The 18,991-nt window shown below is 34.4% G+C and carries 22 protein-coding genes; all 22 read left to right on the forward strand.

Annotated features, from left to right (window positions below):
* Window positions 1-23: 23 nt before the first annotated feature.
* The 22 genes from PHP06_01465 (at window position 24) to PHP06_01570 (ending at window position 18,978) form a co-directional block, all read left to right on the forward strand.
* Window positions 24-1,172: a D-alanyl-D-alanine carboxypeptidase gene (locus PHP06_01465; GenBank protein ID MDD3839228.1), complete on the forward strand. Its 1,149-nt coding sequence runs from the start codon at window positions 24-26 to the stop codon at window positions 1,170-1,172.
* Between the two features lie 144 nt (window positions 1,173-1,316).
* Window positions 1,317-2,630 (forward strand): diaminopimelate decarboxylase, encoded by a 1,314-nt coding sequence (gene lysA / locus PHP06_01470; protein ID MDD3839229.1) that lies wholly within the window; start codon window positions 1,317-1,319, stop codon window positions 2,628-2,630.
* A gap of 89 nt (window positions 2,631-2,719) precedes the next feature.
* Window positions 2,720-3,325 (forward strand): site-2 protease family protein, encoded by a 606-nt coding sequence (locus tag PHP06_01475; protein MDD3839230.1) that lies wholly within the window; start codon window positions 2,720-2,722, stop codon window positions 3,323-3,325.
* Window positions 3,326-3,393: 68 nt separating this feature from the next.
* Window positions 3,394-4,374, forward strand: coding sequence for a tryptophan--tRNA ligase (trpS, locus tag PHP06_01480; protein MDD3839231.1), 981 nt, complete (start codon window positions 3,394-3,396; stop codon window positions 4,372-4,374).
* A 17-nt stretch (window positions 4,375-4,391) separates the two neighbouring features.
* Window positions 4,392-5,144 carry a segregation/condensation protein A gene (locus PHP06_01485; GenBank protein ID MDD3839232.1) on the forward strand — a complete coding sequence of 251 codons (753 nt, stop codon included), beginning with the start codon at window positions 4,392-4,394 and terminating at the stop codon, window positions 5,142-5,144.
* Window positions 5,131-5,646, forward strand: a complete 516-nt coding sequence (scpB, locus tag PHP06_01490) for an SMC-Scp complex subunit ScpB (GenBank protein MDD3839233.1) — start codon at window positions 5,131-5,133, stop codon at window positions 5,644-5,646. The genes PHP06_01485 and scpB overlap by 14 nt, the downstream gene beginning before the upstream one ends.
* Before the next feature lie 77 nt (window positions 5,647-5,723).
* The gene (locus PHP06_01495; protein ID MDD3839234.1) at window positions 5,724-6,218 is read left to right on the forward strand and encodes a DUF2953 domain-containing protein; all 495 of its coding nucleotides are present in this window, start codon (window positions 5,724-5,726) and stop codon (window positions 6,216-6,218) included.
* 14 nt (window positions 6,219-6,232) lie between these two features.
* Window positions 6,233-6,670 carry a GerW family sporulation protein gene (ytfJ, locus tag PHP06_01500; GenBank protein ID MDD3839235.1) on the forward strand — a complete coding sequence of 146 codons (438 nt, stop codon included), beginning with the start codon at window positions 6,233-6,235 and terminating at the stop codon, window positions 6,668-6,670.
* A gap of 50 nt (window positions 6,671-6,720) precedes the next feature.
* Window positions 6,721-7,851 carry a D-alanyl-D-alanine carboxypeptidase gene (locus tag PHP06_01505; GenBank protein MDD3839236.1) on the forward strand — a complete coding sequence of 377 codons (1,131 nt, stop codon included), beginning with the start codon at window positions 6,721-6,723 and terminating at the stop codon, window positions 7,849-7,851.
* 17 nt (window positions 7,852-7,868) lie between these two features.
* Window positions 7,869-8,576 (forward strand): pseudouridine synthase, encoded by a 708-nt coding sequence (locus PHP06_01510; protein MDD3839237.1) that lies wholly within the window; start codon window positions 7,869-7,871, stop codon window positions 8,574-8,576.
* Between the two features lie 15 nt (window positions 8,577-8,591).
* Entirely contained in the window at window positions 8,592-9,026 is a 435-nt protein-coding gene (locus tag PHP06_01515) for a hypothetical protein (GenBank protein MDD3839238.1), read from the forward strand.
* Between the two features lie 41 nt (window positions 9,027-9,067).
* On the forward strand, window positions 9,068-9,634 hold the full coding sequence (locus tag PHP06_01520; GenBank protein MDD3839239.1) for a class I SAM-dependent methyltransferase: 567 nt from the start codon (window positions 9,068-9,070) through the stop codon (window positions 9,632-9,634).
* Between the two features lie 165 nt (window positions 9,635-9,799).
* On the forward strand, window positions 9,800-11,350 hold the full coding sequence (locus tag PHP06_01525) for a carboxyl transferase domain-containing protein (protein ID MDD3839240.1): 1,551 nt from the start codon (window positions 9,800-9,802) through the stop codon (window positions 11,348-11,350).
* A 28-nt stretch (window positions 11,351-11,378) separates the two neighbouring features.
* Window positions 11,379-11,756 (forward strand): OadG family protein, encoded by a 378-nt coding sequence (locus PHP06_01530; protein MDD3839241.1) that lies wholly within the window; start codon window positions 11,379-11,381, stop codon window positions 11,754-11,756.
* 31 nt (window positions 11,757-11,787) lie between these two features.
* Window positions 11,788-12,183: a biotin/lipoyl-binding protein gene (locus tag PHP06_01535; GenBank protein ID MDD3839242.1), complete on the forward strand. Its 396-nt coding sequence runs from the start codon at window positions 11,788-11,790 to the stop codon at window positions 12,181-12,183.
* Window positions 12,184-12,226: 43 nt separating this feature from the next.
* The gene (locus PHP06_01540) at window positions 12,227-13,393 is read left to right on the forward strand and encodes a sodium ion-translocating decarboxylase subunit beta (protein ID MDD3839243.1); all 1,167 of its coding nucleotides are present in this window, start codon (window positions 12,227-12,229) and stop codon (window positions 13,391-13,393) included.
* A 34-nt stretch (window positions 13,394-13,427) separates the two neighbouring features.
* Window positions 13,428-14,825 (forward strand): oxaloacetate decarboxylase subunit alpha, encoded by a 1,398-nt coding sequence (locus PHP06_01545; protein MDD3839244.1) that lies wholly within the window; start codon window positions 13,428-13,430, stop codon window positions 14,823-14,825.
* Between the two features lie 187 nt (window positions 14,826-15,012).
* A complete protein-coding gene (gene surE / locus PHP06_01550; protein ID MDD3839245.1) occupies window positions 15,013-15,774 on the forward strand; it encodes a 5'/3'-nucleotidase SurE in 762 nt (253 codons plus the stop codon).
* A 121-nt stretch (window positions 15,775-15,895) separates the two neighbouring features.
* On the forward strand, window positions 15,896-16,744 hold the full coding sequence (locus PHP06_01555; protein MDD3839246.1) for a MurR/RpiR family transcriptional regulator: 849 nt from the start codon (window positions 15,896-15,898) through the stop codon (window positions 16,742-16,744).
* Window positions 16,745-16,794: 50 nt separating this feature from the next.
* Window positions 16,795-18,033 carry an NAD(P)/FAD-dependent oxidoreductase gene (locus PHP06_01560; GenBank protein MDD3839247.1) on the forward strand — a complete coding sequence of 413 codons (1,239 nt, stop codon included), beginning with the start codon at window positions 16,795-16,797 and terminating at the stop codon, window positions 18,031-18,033.
* Window positions 18,034-18,498, forward strand: coding sequence for a hypothetical protein (locus PHP06_01565; protein MDD3839248.1), 465 nt, complete (start codon window positions 18,034-18,036; stop codon window positions 18,496-18,498).
* Window positions 18,499-18,564: 66 nt separating this feature from the next.
* Window positions 18,565-18,978, forward strand: coding sequence for a HutP family protein (locus PHP06_01570; protein ID MDD3839249.1), 414 nt, complete (start codon window positions 18,565-18,567; stop codon window positions 18,976-18,978).
* Window positions 18,979-18,991 lie beyond the last annotated feature (13 nt).

Consider the following 18,991-nt stretch of genomic DNA (forward strand, 5'->3'; position numbering starts at 1 on the left):
ATATAGTATTAAGGAGGATGTGTATGGAAAAAACAAGGAAAATATTTGTGTTTTTTCTTTTGACTATTTTTTTATTTAACATCAATTGTTTTGCGTCAGCTCAAGAAATTGAGCTGGAATCTAAATCAGCTATATTGATAGAGACTGAAACAGGAAAAGAGATCATTGAAAAAAATGCTGATGAAAAATTGCCTATTGCCAGCGTAACAAAAATAATGACGCTTCTTTTAACAATGGAAGCTATAGAAAACGGTAGAATTCATCTAGATGATGTGGTTACTGCAAGCGAAAATGCCAGCAATATGGGTGGTTCTACAATTTTTTTAGCTAAAGGCGAAAAAATGACGGTAAATGAGTTATTAAAAGCAATTTCAGTGGCCTCTGCTAACGATGCAAGTGTTGCAATAGCAGAACATATAGCCGGAACCCAAGACTCCTTTGTGAAAATGATGAACGAAAAGGCAAAAGAATTAGGGATGGAAAATACACATTTTGAAAATTGTAATGGATTGGATGCTGATAATCATTATTCATCGGCAAGGGATGTATCAATAATGTCAAGGGAACTTGTTATTAAATATCCTGATGTCCATAAATGGCTTACAATTTGGGTAGATCATTTGCGTGAAGATGACAAAGTATTTGATTTAAACAACACTAATAAATTAATAAAGTTTTATGACGGCTGTGATGGAATCAAAACCGGTTCCACCTCTCAAGCGAAATTTTGCTTGTCTGCTACAGCCAAGAGGAACGGATTGCGTCTTATAAGCGTCGTTTTAGGAGGCCCCACCTCACAAAAAAGATTTAAAGAAGCATCTGACCTGCTTAATTATGGATTTGCAAATTATGAGATTGCTAAAATCGCCCAGAGTGACAAAGTATTAAAAAAGATCAAAGTGCTGAACGGAAAAGAAGAAGAAGTAAAAGCCATTCTCCCTGACGATATAAATATTTTATTAAAGAAGGGAGAAAAAGAAAAGCTCAGCCAAGATGTTAAAATTCAGGATAGTTTGGAGGCTCCTGTTGAGAAAGGTCAAAAGGTAGGGGAATATATATTGATGCTAGATAATAAACAGATGAAAAAATATGATATAATTAGCGATAAAGAGATCAGAAAGGCAAATACCATGGATATGTTTAAGAAAATATTAGCAAAATGGATGTATTAGCAAGCAGGATCAATAAAAAAGTCCTGCTTTTTTACTTTTAAAATTAATAAAATACCAACAGCTGTAAAACTCCTATACTTGACATCAAAAAATTTATATGTTAAAATTCATAAAAATTCACAGAATATGAGGTCATAAGGGATTATGAAGCTTTTCGAAAATATCAAAGTAAACGCAAAGGGCAATTTAGAAATCGGGGGTTGTGATACAATAGAGCTGGTAGAGCAATATGGTACCCCGCTATATGTATTAGACGAAACATATTTGCGACAGATGTGTCGTACTTATAATGATAGTTTGAAGCAGTATTACGGGGATGGACTGGTACTTTACGCAAGCAAGGCATTCTGTTCAGTTGGACTGTTGAAAATAATCCAACAAGAAGGTTTAGGTTTAGATGTGGTATCGGGCGGGGAAATCTATACTGCCATTAAATCTGGTTTTCCCCTTGAGAAAGTGTATTTTCATGGGAATAATAAAACATCAGATGAACTGAAACTAGCAATAAAAAAAGGTATAGGTACTATTGTTATTGATAGTGAATTGGAAATACACTTGATAGAAAAAATAGCCGGTTCAATGGGCAAAAAAGTAGATGTTCTATTAAGGATAAAACCTGGTGTTGAAGCTCATACTCATGAATATATACAAACAGGTCAGGATGATTCAAAGTTTGGTTTAGGAATAAATGATGGAAGTGCATTAAGAGCGCTTGTTTTAATTAAACAATCTCCAAGCATAAACTTTAAGGGTTTTCACTGTCATATCGGGTCGCAAATATTTGAAATTAAGCCATACAAGCTTGCTATAGACATAGTTACAGATTTTATCTTAAATGTAAAAAACCAATTGGGACTAGACACTATTGAGCTCAATCTTGGTGGAGGCTTTGGAATCAGGTATACTGAGCAAGATAGACCTAAAGATGTACCACATTCTATTAAAGTTATATCGGATACCTTAAAGCGAAAGTGTGTGGATAAAAATTTAAAGATGCCAAAGCTGGTTATAGAACCTGGAAGATCAATTGTAGGCGAAGCAGGCACAACGTTATATACTATCGGTACTATTAAAGATATTCCAAACATAAGGAAATATGTAAGTATTGATGGCGGTATGACAGACAATCCTAGACCTGCACTTTATCAGGCAAAATATGATGCGATAATTGCAAACAAAGCGACTCTTTCTGCTAGTGAGGTAGTTTCCATTGCAGGTAAATGTTGTGAATCAGGTGATATGCTGATAAGGGATATAGAATTACCTATAGCTGAACCGGGAGACATATTAGCTGTGTTCTCCACAGGAGCATATACTTATTCCATGGCTAGTAACTATAACAGAATACCTGTTCCTGCAGTTGTTTTGGTTAATAATGGGGAAAGCTCAATCTTGGTGGAGAGAGAAACATATGAGGATTTAGTGAGCAAAGATAGGGTTCCATATTGGCTTGAATAAATATAGTTCTTTACACAAAGACTTTAAAGAGTTAATATAATAATAGCTTAAAAAAGAATTAGGTGATTTTTTTGTTTGGAACCAATTTAATGTCCATACTATATAGTCTTCCTGCTATTTTTATTGCTTTTTCGTTCCATGAATATGCCCATGCCTATGTAGCAGATAGGCTCGGAGATCCTACGCCTAGAAGTCAGGGGAGATTGACATTAGATCCTTTCAGTCATATAGATATATTCGGCTTTCTTTTGCTCCTTTTCGCCGGATTTGGATGGGCTAAACCTGTGCAGATAAATCCTACATATTTTAAAGACAGAAAAAAAGGTGAGATCAAGGTAGCAGTAGCTGGAGTCTGCATGAATCTGATTTTAGCATTTGTATCCTATTTTGTATTAGTGTTATTATCTAATTTTTTTATAATAGATAATACTATATATAATATAATCTATTATATATACAGCATAAACATAGTCCTCGCTGTTTTTAACATCTTGCCTATCCCGCCTTTAGACGGATCTAAAATATTACTTAACTTATTGCCATATAATCGTAGAGGTGCTTATTATAACTTTGAAAGATATGGTTTCATAATATTGATAATACTTATTATTACCAATGCGTTGGACTTAATTCTGTATCCATTGATAAATTTTATACAGCTGATAATAACAAGCATTGTACATTTAATTCTTTAATTTGATAATCATCATAAAGGATTGATATTAAAATATATTCGTATTAGCTTACTTCAGGAGGTAAATAAATGACAAAACAAAGGATAATGAGCGGCATGAGGCCGACTGGCAAATTGCATCTTGGCAACTATTTTGGTGCACTGGAAAATTGGGTAAAACTACAGAATGAATATGAATGCTATCATTCAATAGTGGATTGGCATGCTCTTACTACTGGATATGAAGATACTAGTGAGTTAAAGAGCAATATAATGGAAATTGCAATTGATTGGATAAGTGCCGGATTAGATCCTGAAAAGTGCACGATTTATGTACAATCTGAAATAAAAGAAATTGCTGAACTTCATCTCTTGATGTCCATGATTATACCTTTATCATGGTTGGAAAGATGTCCCACATACAAGGATCAGATCAATCAATTAAAGGATAGGGAGATAACCACATATGGATTTTTAGGATATCCCTGTCTTATGGCATCAGATATACTGATATGTAAAGCTACTTTGGTGCCGGTAGGAGAAGATCAACTTCCACATCTGGAATTGAGCAGGGAGATTGCGAGGAGATTTAATTTCTTATATGGAAATGTTTTTCCTGAGCCCAAAGAAAAGCTCAATCAAGTAAAAGTGCTTCCAGGATTGGATGGAAGAAAGATGAGTAAAAGCTACGATAACACCATTGCATTATCGGATGGGCCTGAGCAGATACAAAAAAAAGTAAGCCGAATGATAACGGATCCTGAAAGGATAAGGAAGAATGATCCCGGACATCCTGAAGTTTGTTCTGCCTATGCATTTCATAAAGTTTTTAGCGAAAATGAGGTTGACGAGATTCAGAGCAATTGTAGAAAGGGTAAAATAGGATGTGTGGAATGTAAGAAAAAACTTGCCAATAATATGATGAATTATTTAGAACCTATTTATTCAAAAAGGAAAGAGCTGGAGAAAAAACCGGACTATGTAAAACAGGTGTTGAATACGGGCTCTCAAAAGATGAGAAAAGTTGCACAGAAGACTATGGAGGAAGTAAGAGAAGCTATGAAAATATAATAATATGGTGGGAAACGATGGCATATAATGTTGTTTTAAGCAAATTTGAAGGTCCACTAGACCTTCTATTGCATTTAATAGAAAAGTCTAAATTGAGCATATATGACATAAATATTGCTGAGATAACTGAACAATATAATGAATATCTAAATGAAATGAGAAAAGTTGATCTAGAAATAAGCAGCGAATTCATCGTTATGGCGGCTACTCTACTTGAAATTAAGGCTAAATCCCTCTTACCTGTTGCAGATGATGAAAATCAACAAGATGATCAAGATGAAAAAGATGAATTAATATACAAGCTCATAGAATACAAAAAGTTTAAACAAGTTTGCCAGCAACTGAGAGAAATGGAATCAAAGGCTAGCAAGGTTTTCTATAAAGAAAAAAGTGACCTGGATGATTTCAGATTTCAGAGTGTAATAATAGCTCCTATAGAACTTGATCAGCTATACTCTTCCTTTAGAAGAGCTTCAAGTGCAATAAAAGAAACTTTCTATTCTGAACAGAAGTTTAGTTATCTTAAAACCAAAGCGTTTTCTACCACAAAAATGGTATCAAAATTAAAAAAAATGCTGAGAAAATATAAAAAGATCAACTTCAATAAATATTTTTGTAAAAGGCTCAGCAAACCTGAAGTTATAGTATCTTTTTTAGCAATTCTTGAGTTAGCAAAGAAAAACAAAATTCATATAACCCAAAATAAGATATTTAGCAATATAATAATCCAAGACAAATCTAAGAGAGGGTTAGAAATTGGAAGAAAATAAGATGATATCTATAGTTGAATCTGTTTTATTTGTTTCAGGTGAACCTATAGAAATATCTAAAATATGTGATGTATTAAATATAATCGAATATCAACTTGAAATACTAATTGATAAATATAATAAAAACAGTTTTGGTCTGATTATAACTAAATTGAATAATAAAGTTCAATTATGTACAAAGCCAGAGTATGCTGAATACATCCAGTTGCTAGCAAATCGTGAAAACAGACAAAGACTTACACAGCCTCTATTAGAAACTCTATCAATTATAGCATACAGACAACCGATAACTAGGCAAGAAATTGAGGCTATAAGAGGGGTTAATTCTACAACTTCATTAAACAAGTTGGTAGAATTAGAATTGATAGAAGAGAGGGATAGAAAAGATGCCCCAGGAAGACCTATTTTGTATGGGACAAATGATGCTTTTCTAAGGTATTTTAACATTCAATCTATTGAAGAACTTCCTAAATATCAACAACTGAAAAAAGATACAGAATAAAAATACATGTATAAACATGTATTTTTATTATTTTTTAGAGAAAAATAGAAAAAAGATGCCAACTTGAGGTGTGAATATTGATTACCTCCGCAATAGTATTTTTCGTGTTATTAGTAATGTTATTTATCAATTTAAAGATAAGGGTAAAAGCATATATAAACATGGCCAAAAAAGAGTCATATATAACCTTTAGTGCTTTGGGAGGATTGTTTAATTTAAAGTATGATTTAAAATGGACCAAAAAGACACAAAGAAAAAGAGCAGTTAAATTTATTTGTATAATTAAAGGAATAAAATATATGTTGAACAAGACAACCCTATCTAATCTTTTTTTTCACATGAAGCTTGGTTTAGATGATGCATATTATACCGCATTAGCTACAGGCTTTTTTATTTCGGTGAGCAATATTATACTTAGTATTTTAAAGCAAACTGTAAAAGTTAACAATCAGAATATAAATATATTGCCTTGCTATAACGTGCTCACATTTGAATTGGATTTTGACTGCATAATAAGTATAAAATTAGGTCATATTATTATTGCAGGTTTTAAGATGGTATCATGCAGATAAAGGAGGCGATACTTTTGTCCGAACATCCAATACAATCTATTATGGGAACTACCCTTGAAAATATGAAGGAAATGATAGATGTTAACACAATTGTTGGTGATGCGGTTGAAACGGTAGACGGTACTGTAATAATTCCCATATCTCGTTTGTCCTTTGGATTTGTCACAGGAGGTAGCGAATTTAATGCCAATGGTAAAGAAACAAACAAAAAGCCAAGCGACGAACTCACAAAGGATTCTCACCAAATGCCCTTTGGTGGAGGCACTGGTGCTGGTATTTCTGTATACCCTATGGCTTTTTTAGTGGTGGGACAGGGTCAGATCAGACTTTTACACTTGGCTAACCGCAATACTGCAGATAGAATAGCGGAAATGATACCTGAAATAATGGAGGAAATAAAGAGTATGACCAAAAAGAATAAAGAAAATGTATATGTGAAAAATAATAGTTGATGGACGGATAAAATTCCGTCCTTTAGTTTGACAGTCGATGAGGTGAGCTTATGAAATATATGGCTAAAATTAATATATTTATTTTAGTAATAGTATTTATCATTTCAAGTTGCATAACAGCTTATGCTCAAGTACAACCATCTTGTTCTGCCCGATCATATATTGTTATGGATGTTAACAATTTAAGAGTACTTTATGCCAATAATATAGATGAGAAATTGCCTATGGCAAGCACCACAAAGATAATGACAGCGATTACGGCAATAGAATATGGAAAACCCGATGATACAGTGCAAGCCAGTCAAAAAGCGGTTAAGGCTGAGGGTTCTTCTATATATCTTGAAGTGGGAGAAAAGATGAAGCTGATTGATCTTATTTATGGTCTTATGTTGAGATCTGGGAATGATTCTGCTATTGCTATAGCTGAACATATAGGTGGCTCATCGGAAGAGTTTGCAGTATTGATGAACGATCTAGCAAAAAAGATAGGGGCAAAAAATACAAATTTTAAAAACCCACATGGTTTGGATGAGGAGGGACACTATACAACAGCATATGATTTAGCACTGATTACTTGTTATGCATTAAAAAATTCCGTGTTTAAAGAAATAGTCTCATCCAAACATAAAGAAGTCGAAAGAGAGGGCGAAGATTGGAGGGGGAAATTTACAAATAAAAATAAAATTTTATGGGATTTTGAAGGAGGGGATGGAGTTAAAACAGGTTATACAAAAAAAGCCGGAAGATGCCTTGTATCATCTGCAACTAGAAATGGCCTACAGTTAGTATGTGTTGTTTTAAATTGTGGTCCTATGTTTGAAGAATCTATGGAATTAATGGAACATGCTTTTAAAAATTATGGTGTGTACGATATCTGCAAAAAGGGCGAAACAATAAAAGAAATACCTGTACTAAAAGGTGAAGAGGATTTTGTAAACGCAGTTTGTGAAAATAATTTAAAGGTAACGTTAAAGAGAAGTGAAACAAAAAAAGTGAACCTGATAAAAAGATATGAAAAAAATATAAAAGCTCCAGTGGAGAAAAATAAAATTTGTGGTAAAATAATAGTGAAACTTGGCAATAAGGTGCTGGCTGAAACTAATCTTGTAACCGATAGCCAAATACCAGAAAAGACTTTTATAAGAACATTTGATAAAATAATCAAAAATTGGATCTATTGATATTAAAGGTGGTATGCATGAGGCTTCAAAAGTTCATGGCTCAATGTGGGGTTGCTTCCAGAAGGAAAAGTGAAGAGATAATAACTCAGGGAAGGGTTAAGGTGAATGGAAAGACAGCAAGTCAACCCGGCCTAAAAATAAAACCTGGAGTGGATAAAGTAACTGTAGATGGCAAAAAAATTGTCAAAGAGGACAAAAAGATATACATTCTTTTAAATAAACCTTCAGGATGTGTGACTACAGCTGATGATCAGTTTGGTAGAAAAAAAGTATTAGATTATATAGGTGATATAAATTATAGGATATATCCTGTAGGTAGATTGGATTATGAAACAGAAGGACTTCTTATTCTCACTAATGATGGAGAGTTGACAAACAAATTATTACATCCTCGAAATCAGGTAGAAAAAAGATATCTGGCTATATTAGATGGGGTACCTTCATCAGGAAAACTACATATTTTTAAAAAGGGAATTAGGCTAGAGGATGGGATTACTAGTCCTGCTTTCATTAAAATAAATAAAATAGTTGATGGAAACGCTGTAGTAACTATAGGGATAAAAGAAGGAAGAAACAGACAGATAAGGAGAATGTGTCAAAGGATAGGGCATAAGGTGCTTTATCTTAAGAGAATAGCGATTCAGAACCTCGAAATCGGATCGCTTCAACCAGGGCAATGGAGGTTGCTAAACAATAAAGAGATTAATTATTTAAAAAGTCTATAATTTAGGGGGTTATCAATGATTTCGATTAAAAAAACAAATAAACAACAGAGAAACTTTATACTATCAACTATTGATGAACAGCAATGGAATATTTTTTTTGACTATCTTATAGCAGAACAGGATGGAAAAGTTATTGGAACTATTGGTATGCTATATTTTTTAGATTTTTGCCTCATTGACAATCTTTTTTTATTTGAGGATAAGGAAAACATCCAATTTAAAATAGCATTAATAAAATCAGCATTAAATATGATCGATTTAAGCGGTCAAAAGACTGTTTTCACCAGAAGGATTGTTGAACATGAAAAACTATTTAAAAACTTAGGTTTTAATCATACAAGTCCTAGAAATAATATACAGTCTAATTTTGATAAGGTGTACGGTAGTGGCTGTAGTTTTATGGTATTAAACCTGGACGGATATTTTGATAATAACTGCTCCCATAAATAAGGGAGTTTTTTAAATGTATAGCAAATGACAGGAGAGGAAGAATGGTGAATTTATTATCAAGTACAGTTAAACTGTCTCACGAATTTTTGGAAAAAGTGGTAAGACCCGGACAAACAGTTGTTGACGCAACTGTGGGCAATGGTTATGATACTGTTTTTTTAGCAGAGCTGGTAGGGGAAAAAGGAATAGTATATGGATTTGATATTCAAGACAAAGCGATTAAGGCCACCCAAAAACGGCTTATTGATCATGGGTTGCAACAAAGAGTAGTATTGATAAATGATGGACATCAAAATATTGGCAATTATATCAACACAAATATAAATGGAGTTCTATTCAATCTTGGATATCTGCCCGGCGGGGATCGCTCGATAATAACTTTGCCGGAAAACACGATAAGATGCATAGATATATGTAAAACGAAGTTGGATACTGAAGGTATAATAGTTATATGCCTATATACAGGGCACGATGGTGGATTATATGAGAAAAAAGAGATAATCAAATATGTCAAGGAATTAGATTCCAAAGAATATTCTGTTCTTCACTCATATTTTGTTAACAAACCTAATAACCCTCCTGAGTTAATTATTATTCAAAAGAAATAAAAAAAGAAGGAATCAAGGTGTTTTTGTAGAATAATAGAAGTTGGGCGAGGTTGTTTTATTTGACAAAAACAATTTTGAAGGTTAAACTGGTCAAGGATATATTTTTATTTAATTTAGAACATTGTTTTTATATATATTTTATATTTTTTAACTGGAGGGTTGTGAATGACTACAGATAGCAAGATTGCCGATATGCAACGCAAGAAGATTTCAATTAGGCAAGGTGGCGGCAAGCAAAAGATTGAAGAACAACATTCAAAACAAAAGCTTACCGCTAGAGAGAGGCTGGAGCTATTGTTAGACCAAGGTAGCTTTGTAGAAATTGATGCCTTTGTAGAACATAGATCTACAAACTTTAATATGCCTCAAGTACAAGCCCATGGTGATGGTGTGATAACCGGATATGGAACCATCCAAGATAGATTGGTATTTGTTTATGCCCAGGATTTTACGGTTATTGGTGGTTCCCTAGGGGAGATGCATGCTAAAAAGATTTGCAAGGTAATGGATATGGCCATTGAGATGGGTGCTCCAATAATAGGTCTCAATGATTCTGGCGGTGCAAGAATCCAAGAGGGTATAGATGCTTTAAAGGGATATGGTGAAATATTTTTACGAAACACAAAAGCATCTGGAGTAATACCTCAGATATCTGTTATTATGGGGCCGTGTGCTGGTGGTGCTGTTTATTCTCCTGCTCTAACAGATTTTATATTCATGGTGGACGGTACCAGCAAGATGTTTATAACAGGTCCGCAGGTAATAAAAGCAGCAACTGGCGAAGAAGTTAGTGCTGATGAATTAGGAGGTGCAATGGCTCATAATCAAAAGAGCGGAGTTGCACATTTTGTATATCAGGATGAAAAGACATGTCTTGAGAACTTGAGAAAGTTTATGGGTTTTCTCCCTTCTAATAATTTGGAAGAATCTCCAGGCAATGATATAACTGATGATTTGAACAGACTTTCTTCCGAGCTTAACAAAATAATTCCAGACGAGCCCAACAAAGTATATGATATGAAAAATATTATACTGGAAGTGTTAGATAATAACGATTTCATCGAAGTACAGCCATATTTTGCTCAAAATATTATAACAGGTTTTGGACGCCTTAATGGAAAGACAGTGGGTATAATTGCTAATCAACCAAAAGTGCTTGCAGGTTGTTTAGACATTGATGCTTCAGACAAAGCTGCTAGATTTGTTAGATTCTGTGACTCATTTAATATACCTATCGTTACCTTTACTGATGTTCCGGGTTATCTGCCAGGTGTTTCTCAAGAACATGGCGGCATAATACGACATGGTGCCAAACTGCTTTTTGCATATTCCGAGGCTACTGTGCCCAAGATAAACGTAATAGTGAGAAAAGCATATGGTGGGGCATATATCGCTATGAGCAGCAAGCACTTAGGAGCAGATATTGTTCTAGCTTGGCCTACTGCCGAAATAGCTGTAATGGGACCTGAAGGTGCTGCTAATATAGTATTTAGAAAAGAGATAGAAGAATCCCAAGATCCTCAGACCTTTAGACAGACTAAAATACAGGAATACAGGGATGAGTTTGCAAATCCGTATAAGGCTGCTGCCAGGGGTTATGTAGACGATATAATAGAACCTGAAGCAACTAGACCAAGATTGATAAATGCTATTGAGATGTTAGCTAGCAAGAGGCAAAGCGGCCTTAAGAAGAAACACGGAAATATTCCCGTATAAGGCTTAACCCTACGAGAGGAGTGAAAGTATGGATAAATTATCAAATGGATTGATTGTTACTTTTTTGGGGATGGGTACTGTATTTATAGTCCTTATAGCGCTAGTATACATACTCAACCTGCTTAAGGTATTGATCTATGATAATCAGAACAGAGCTAAAAAAAACACAGCTATAACAAAAATTGAGACGGATATCAATGATGTTTCTGAAAACAATGATGAAGATGCACAATGTAATGATGACCATCAAAAAGATGAATTTGAATTGATTGCAGTAATAACAGCGGCAATAGCTGCAAGTTTGAATACTTCCACACATAATATCGTTGTGCGTTCAATAAAACGGTTTCCTGACAACATACCTGTGTGGAACAAAATAGCCAGACAGGAACAGTTAAATAGATAATGCGATAGATTCGAAAGGGAGGAATATATATATGAGAAAATTTGCGATCACTGTTAATGGTAAATCATATGAAGTAGAAGTAGAAGAGATAAATGATGGTAGCACTGTTACAACTAGACCAGCGCCTCAGCCAACTGCTCAAGTTGTTGATAAAAACCAATCTAATGAGACTAAAAAACCAGCTTCTAAACCATCTGCCTCTGTACCTACAGGTGCACAAGAAATAAAAGCTCCGATGCCCGGCAATATATTGGATGTAAAGATAAATAACGGAGACAGCATCAAAAAAGGAGACGTTATGTTTATATTAGAAGCGATGAAGATGGAAAATGAGATAATGGCTCCTGAAGACGGAACCGTTGCATCAGTAAATGTAAGCAAAGGTGCTACTGTTGATACAGGAGATGTGCTAGCATCATTACAATAAATTTAATTAAATGTATTTGCAATAAGGAAGTGAGGCGAAACAGATGGAGAAATTATCTTTTAGCAAAGCTTTGATAGATTTTCTTAAGAATACAGGTTTTGCGCAAATTGATTACAGACAGTTGATAATGCTAACTGTAGCATGTATATTGCTATATCTTGCAATAAAAAAGAAGTATGAGCCACTTTTGCTTTTACCTATAGCTTTTGGAATGATTCTTGCGAATTTGCCTGCAGCAGGATTGATGGCAGAGCCAATTTATAATAAAACGACAGGCGAACTGGAACAAATAGGCGGATTACTTTATTATCTATACCGGGGTGTAGAGTTAGGAATCTATCCACCGATCATTTTTCTAGGGATAGGAGCCATGACAGATTTTGGTCCTTTGATAGCCAATCCTAAAAGTTTATTATTAGGAGCTTCTGCCCAGTTCGGTATATTCCTTACATTTATAGGTGCACTTTTTCTCGGGTTTACAGGCCCAGAAGCAGCCTCAATAGGTATAATAGGCGGGGCCGATGGACCAACAGCTATATTTTTGACTTCGCGTTTAGCACCTCATCTACTGGGACCTATAGCCGTGGCAGCTTATTCATATATGGCTTTAGTACCTATAATTCAGCCACCAATAATGAAAGCTTTGACCACTAAAGAAGAGAGAATGATAGTCATGGAACAGCTTCGTCCTGTGTCTAAACTTGAAAAAATATTATTTCCTATTGTTGTTACAATACTTGGAAGTCTTTTGCTTCCTTCTGCTGCCCCATTATTGGGTATGCTGATGTTAGGAAATCTTTTCAGAGAAAGTCTAGTTGTAGATAGGCTTAGCAAGACAGCACAAAACGAGTTGATAAATATCGTAACTATATTTTTAGGTGTGACAGTAGGAGCTACTGCTAATGCTGAAACATTCTTAAGTCCGCAGACTATCGGTATTATAGTTTTAGGGCTCATTGCTTTTTCATTTGGTACAGCGACAGGTACTTTGTTCGGAAAGCTGATGTGCAAATTGAGCGGTGGAAAGATAAATCCTTTGATTGGATCAGCAGGGGTTTCAGCAGTTCCGATGGCTGCACGTGTTGCACAAACAGTGGGACAAAAAGAAAATCCGAGCAATTTTCTACTCATGCATGCGATGGGACCTAACGTTGCAGGTGTCATAGGTTCAGCGATTGCTGCAGGGGTTCTGCTCTCTTTGTTCGGATAATATGGGAGTAAATTTGATTAAGGAGGCAAATTTGATGGCAAAAGTTAAAATTACTGATACAATACTCAGAGATGCTCATCAATCTCAGGCAGCAACTAGGATGAAAACGGAAGATATGCTTCCTATAGCCAATAAATTAGACCAGGTAGGGTACTATTCTTTAGAGGCATGGGGAGGAGCTACTTTTGATTCCTGTCTTCGATATTTAAATGAAGACCCATGGGATAGGTTGAGACAATTAAAAAAGGCTATTCCAAACACAAAACTACAAATGCTCTTGAGAGGACAAAATCTTCTAGGATATAAGCATTATCCTGATGACGTTGTAGATCTTTTCGTTAAAAAAGCCAAGGAAAACGGCGTGGATATATTTAGAATATTTGATGCATTAAATGATACTAGAAATATGGAACAGGCCATAAAATCAACCAAAAAATACGGTGGACACGTACAAGCAGCTATAAGTTATACTACTAGCCCCGTCCATACTGTTGATTATTTTGTTAAACTGGCAGTTGAATTGGAAAAAATGGGTGCTGATACTATTTGTATAAAAGATATGGCCAATTTGTTACTACCATATAAAGCCTATGAATTAGTAAAAAAGATGAAACAGGCTATAAAAATACCTATACATTTACACACTCATAATTCAAGTGGTACCGGATCAATGGTATACTTAAAAGCAATAGAAGCAGGTGCAGATATAATTGATACTGCACTATCGCCTTTAGGGAACGGTACATCACAACCTGCTACTGAACCAATGGTTGCAACTCTAGCAGGTACCGAATATGATACTGGGTTAGATCTTGACCTGCTCAATGAAATAGCCGAGCATTTTAAAGAGGTAGCGGATCAGCTCAAACATCAGGGTTTTTTAAATGAAAAAGTTTTAGGTATAAATATCAAAACATTGATATATCAGGTACCAGGCGGGATGCTTTCTAATTTGCTGTCACAACTGACGCAGCAGAACGCAGAGGATAAATTCGAGCAAGTATTAGAGGAAGTGCCTATGGTTAGGAAAGACTTCGGATATCCGCCCCTTGTTACGCCAACCAGTCAAATTGTAGGTACTCAAGCAGTATTGAATGTACTTACAGGGAAAAGATATCAAATGGTAACAAATGAGTCAAAAGCTTTACTCAGGGGAGAGTATGGACGCTTGCCAGGAGAAGTAAATCCAGACGTTCAGAAAAAGATAATAGGGGATGAACAACCTATAGATTACCGCCCTGCAGATGATATAGAGCCTGCTCTTGATAAATATAGAGATGAGATAAAGGAATATATTGAACAAGAGGAGGATGTGCTTTCATATGCGCTCTTCCCACAGGTAGCAATTAATTTCTTTAAATACAGACAGGCACAAAAATATAAAATAGACAGCACATTGCTGGACAAGGAAGATCAGATACATCCTGTATAATAGAGTATAAAGCCCTATCTAAAAGATAGGGCTTTATAGCAGTTGTTGTTATATTTTTTTAAACCTTGCTTTTTGAGGAACTGATATGAAAGCAAGTAAACTACTCATACTTTTATATCAGCTCCTTGTTCTATGTTTTATAAAATTTGACTTTGTAACAATCGTTATAAAGCGAGGAGGAATATACATGAATATACTCATAACAAACGATGATGGAATTTATTCTGAAGGCATAAAATATCTAGCCAACACTCTAAAGGATATAGCTAAAATATATGTGGTCGCTCCTGACAGAGAGAGAAGTGCCATCGGCCATGCAATAACTATGCACAGACCTATAAGAATACAAAAAAAAGATCTGTTTATTTCAGGTGTAAATGCGTTTAGCAGTACCGGAACCCCTGCAGATTGTATTAAGCTAGCTATAGACGAATTTTTAAAAATAAAACCTGATATAATTATTTCCGGAATAAATATTGGTTTAAATATAGGTACTGACATAATATATTCAGGTACTGTTGCAGCCGCCATCGAAGCATCAGTTATGGGTGTTCCTTCTATAGCGATTTCAGTAGAAAACGGCATAGAACAAAATTTTATCTATGCTTCTCGAACTTGTAAAAAAGTTATAAATGGACTACAGGCCAAAAGAATCCCTGAAGAATTTATATTGAATATAAATATACCTGATATAAATAGGACAGAAATAAAAGGAACTAAAATCACACAAATGGGTATAAGAAAATATAAAGATAACTACATAAAACGAAAAGATCCGAGAGGAACAGATTATTATTGGTTAGCTGGCCAGTTGATTGAAGAAAAAAACAATAAAAATACAGATGTATCAGCGATAAAGGAAGGGTATATATCAGTTACCCCAATCACATATAATCTTACGGATATAAATATGTTTCATCGGCTGCAAAAATCGGACTTAAACAATTAAATAATAGTTACATCCAGTCAACATTATGTTAGAATATAGTAAAAAGAATCTCATATTCAGGACTAGGATATAAATTACTAATATCTTGAAATAGATTCTGTAATAGCTTGGGAGGATGCACATGGATGAAAGTCATGACCTCATCAAAAGAATAAATTCTACATATAGCAGGATGAGCAAAGGACAGAAACTTATATCTGAATATATAATAAATAATTATGAAAAAGCAGCTTATATGACTGCATCACAACTTGGTCAAACTGTAGGTGTAAGCGAATCAACAGTGGTTAGATTTGCAAATTTGCTTGAATATGATGGTTATCCTAAATTGCTTAAGGCCATGAGGGAACTGGTGCGCGCAAAGCTGACTACAGCACAGCGAATTGAGTTATCAACAGAACTAAACAAATCAACAATACTCCATAGTGTTTTAAAAGCCGATATGAACAACATAAAAGCTACAATAGATGAGATAGACTCCAGCGTATTTGATATGGTTGTCGAAGATATATTTAAAGCGGAAAAAGTTTATATAATCGGTTTGCGAAGTGCTGCCCCTATAGCTCAATTTCTAGCATATTATCTAAACTTTATACTTGATAATGTAAAAGTTGTGACCTATGGTTTTGGGGATATCTTTGAACAAATTATGAAAGTAAACAAAAAAGACCTAGTGATAGGTATTAGCTTTCCTAGGTATTCCCGAAGGACGATTGAATTGCTCAAATTTTCAAAAGATGAAGGGGCTACTATAGTCGGTCTGACCGATAGTAAGACATCGCCCTTAAACAATATCGCTCATCATACTCTGATCGCCAGAAGTGATATGGCTTCCTTTGTGGACTCATTAGTCGCACCTTTAAGTCTTATAAATGCACTTATTGTTTCTGTTGGATTAAAAAAACAAGATGAAATATATAAATCTTTTAATAAATTAGAGAAAATATGGGAAAATTATAAGATATACTAGTAAGTATTAGATAGCTCTAGTGCTTTTTTGTTTTAAAAGGAGAAATATTCATGTATTCAGATACAATCATAATAGGCGGAGGTCCTGGAGGAATGATGGCTGCAGGGATAGCCTCTTGCCATAATAACACAGTTTGCCTAATTGAAAAGAACACACAATTAGGCAAAAAGTTAAAGATTACCGGGAATGGTAGATGCAATTTGACTAACACTTCAAATATTGATGATATTATCAATTTTTTCGTACCTACTAACAACAAGTTTTTATATAATTGCCTGAATAGGTTTACAAACCATGATTTGAGAAATTTTTTCACAAAAAGAGGGGTAGAGTTAAAAGAGGAAGACCGAGGAAGGATTTTCCCTGTATCGGACAATTCACTAGATATTGTCAATACCCTGACTAACTTTTTATCGGATTCCAAAGTTAAAATAATGTTAAATACTAAAGTAGTAAAAATTTTAACTGAAAATAACAAGATAATCGGAATATTAACTGACAATGGTAATAAAATTTATTGCAATAAATTAATATTAGCTACTGGAGGAAAATCTTATCCTTCAACGGGTTCAAATGGCGATGGATATAGATTAGCTAAACAGGTAGGCCATACTATAACAAATCTAAAGCCTGCATTAGTCCCTCTGATAACAAAGCAAAAATATACTAGGGATATACAAGGACTATCCTTAAAAAATGTGCTAATAAAAATCCATAAAGGTACACAAAATATATTTGAAACAATAGGAGAAATAATTTTCACACATTATGGTATAAGTGGACCTGCTGCATTAAATGCTAGCAGTTACGCAACAAAATACATGGATATGGATAATATCAAAATGTTTATTGATTGCATTCCATCAGGAGACCAAACTATTTTTCAAGCGTTTTCATCCCAACCGGGACGGAGCATAAAAAACAGTATCGCTGATTTAATTCCAGTTCGATTGGTACAGATTATATTAGAAATTTCAAAAATAAAACAACAAGAAAAATGGAGTAATATAACATATGATAAGAGACAAAGGTTTTTAAATAATATACATAACTTTGAATTGGATATAATAGGCACAAAATCTTTTAGCCATGCAATGATAACTTCAGGCGGGGTGGATGTTAAAGAAATAAATCCATATACTATGGAATCTAAATTGATAAAAAATCTTTATTTTGCGGGTGAATTAATAGATGTTGATGCCTTGACAGGTGGATACAATTTGCAGATCGCTTTTTCTACAGGATATGCTGCGGGAGTACATTGTCGAGATGACCAGGAGGAAGGCTGAATGTGGGAAAAACCTAGTAGAAGTCATTATACCATAGAATTTTTTTTAATAATTTTAAGTAGGCTAATAATCACATTATTATCAATTCTATTAGTTATTCAGTTATTCATGTTAACTGATTTTGGTAGAGAATATTTCAATTATTCAAATAAATTATATGCAGGTAAAAGATTTGATATAAAATCCAGCGATGTAGATTATGTTAAAATCAGATTAAGCAAGGACATTGATAATTATTCAATCCAAGTCAATGGAAGAGAAGCTAATTTCACAGCCAATGGCATAAATACAATCATGTTAGAAGTAAGAGATAATGATATTATAAATATAATAAACAGCTGGGAAAAAACAAATTCTAGTGCAGAAATTATATCTGTTGGAGACAAGATCCGTAGTATTAAAGCTGGCAAAACATACAAGCTTGACAAATATATTAATTCTATTGGGATGGTTAATTTCAAATAGTCCTTGTATAAAATACAAAAAATATATATAATTATTATTAAGATTTGTAGAATGGCGGGGGTTTTTATGGAACGATACGGCAGTAAAGAGATTGCTAGCGTTGCACTGAAGATGAGTATCACTCATAGTCGTAACGAAGAAGTCAGATTAAAAGAGGAATACCTGCAAAAAGACATTAAAACTGCAGCGGTGGATTATGGTGGGGAATTTGCTAATTCAGTGATGAGGATAATTGAAAGGGCCGTTGTTGCTGCAAAAAGGGAAGGTGTTATATCTGCTAGCCATGCAGAAGAAGGTGCTATTGCAGGTGCTGCTCATGAAGCATTGAACCAGATACTACCTAAAGCATTAGGTCTGAATGTAGGTGGGAAAATAGGCATAGCTAGATATAATGACCATGTAAGTGTGGCAATCTTTTTTGGGATAGGATTGCTGCATTTAAATGAAATAGCAATAGGTCTAGGTCATAGAGTGGTATAATGATGGAGGTAGT

Source organism: Clostridia bacterium (assembly GCA_028698525.1).
Lineage (GTDB): Bacteria > Bacillota > Clostridia > JAQVDB01 > JAQVDB01 > JAQVDB01.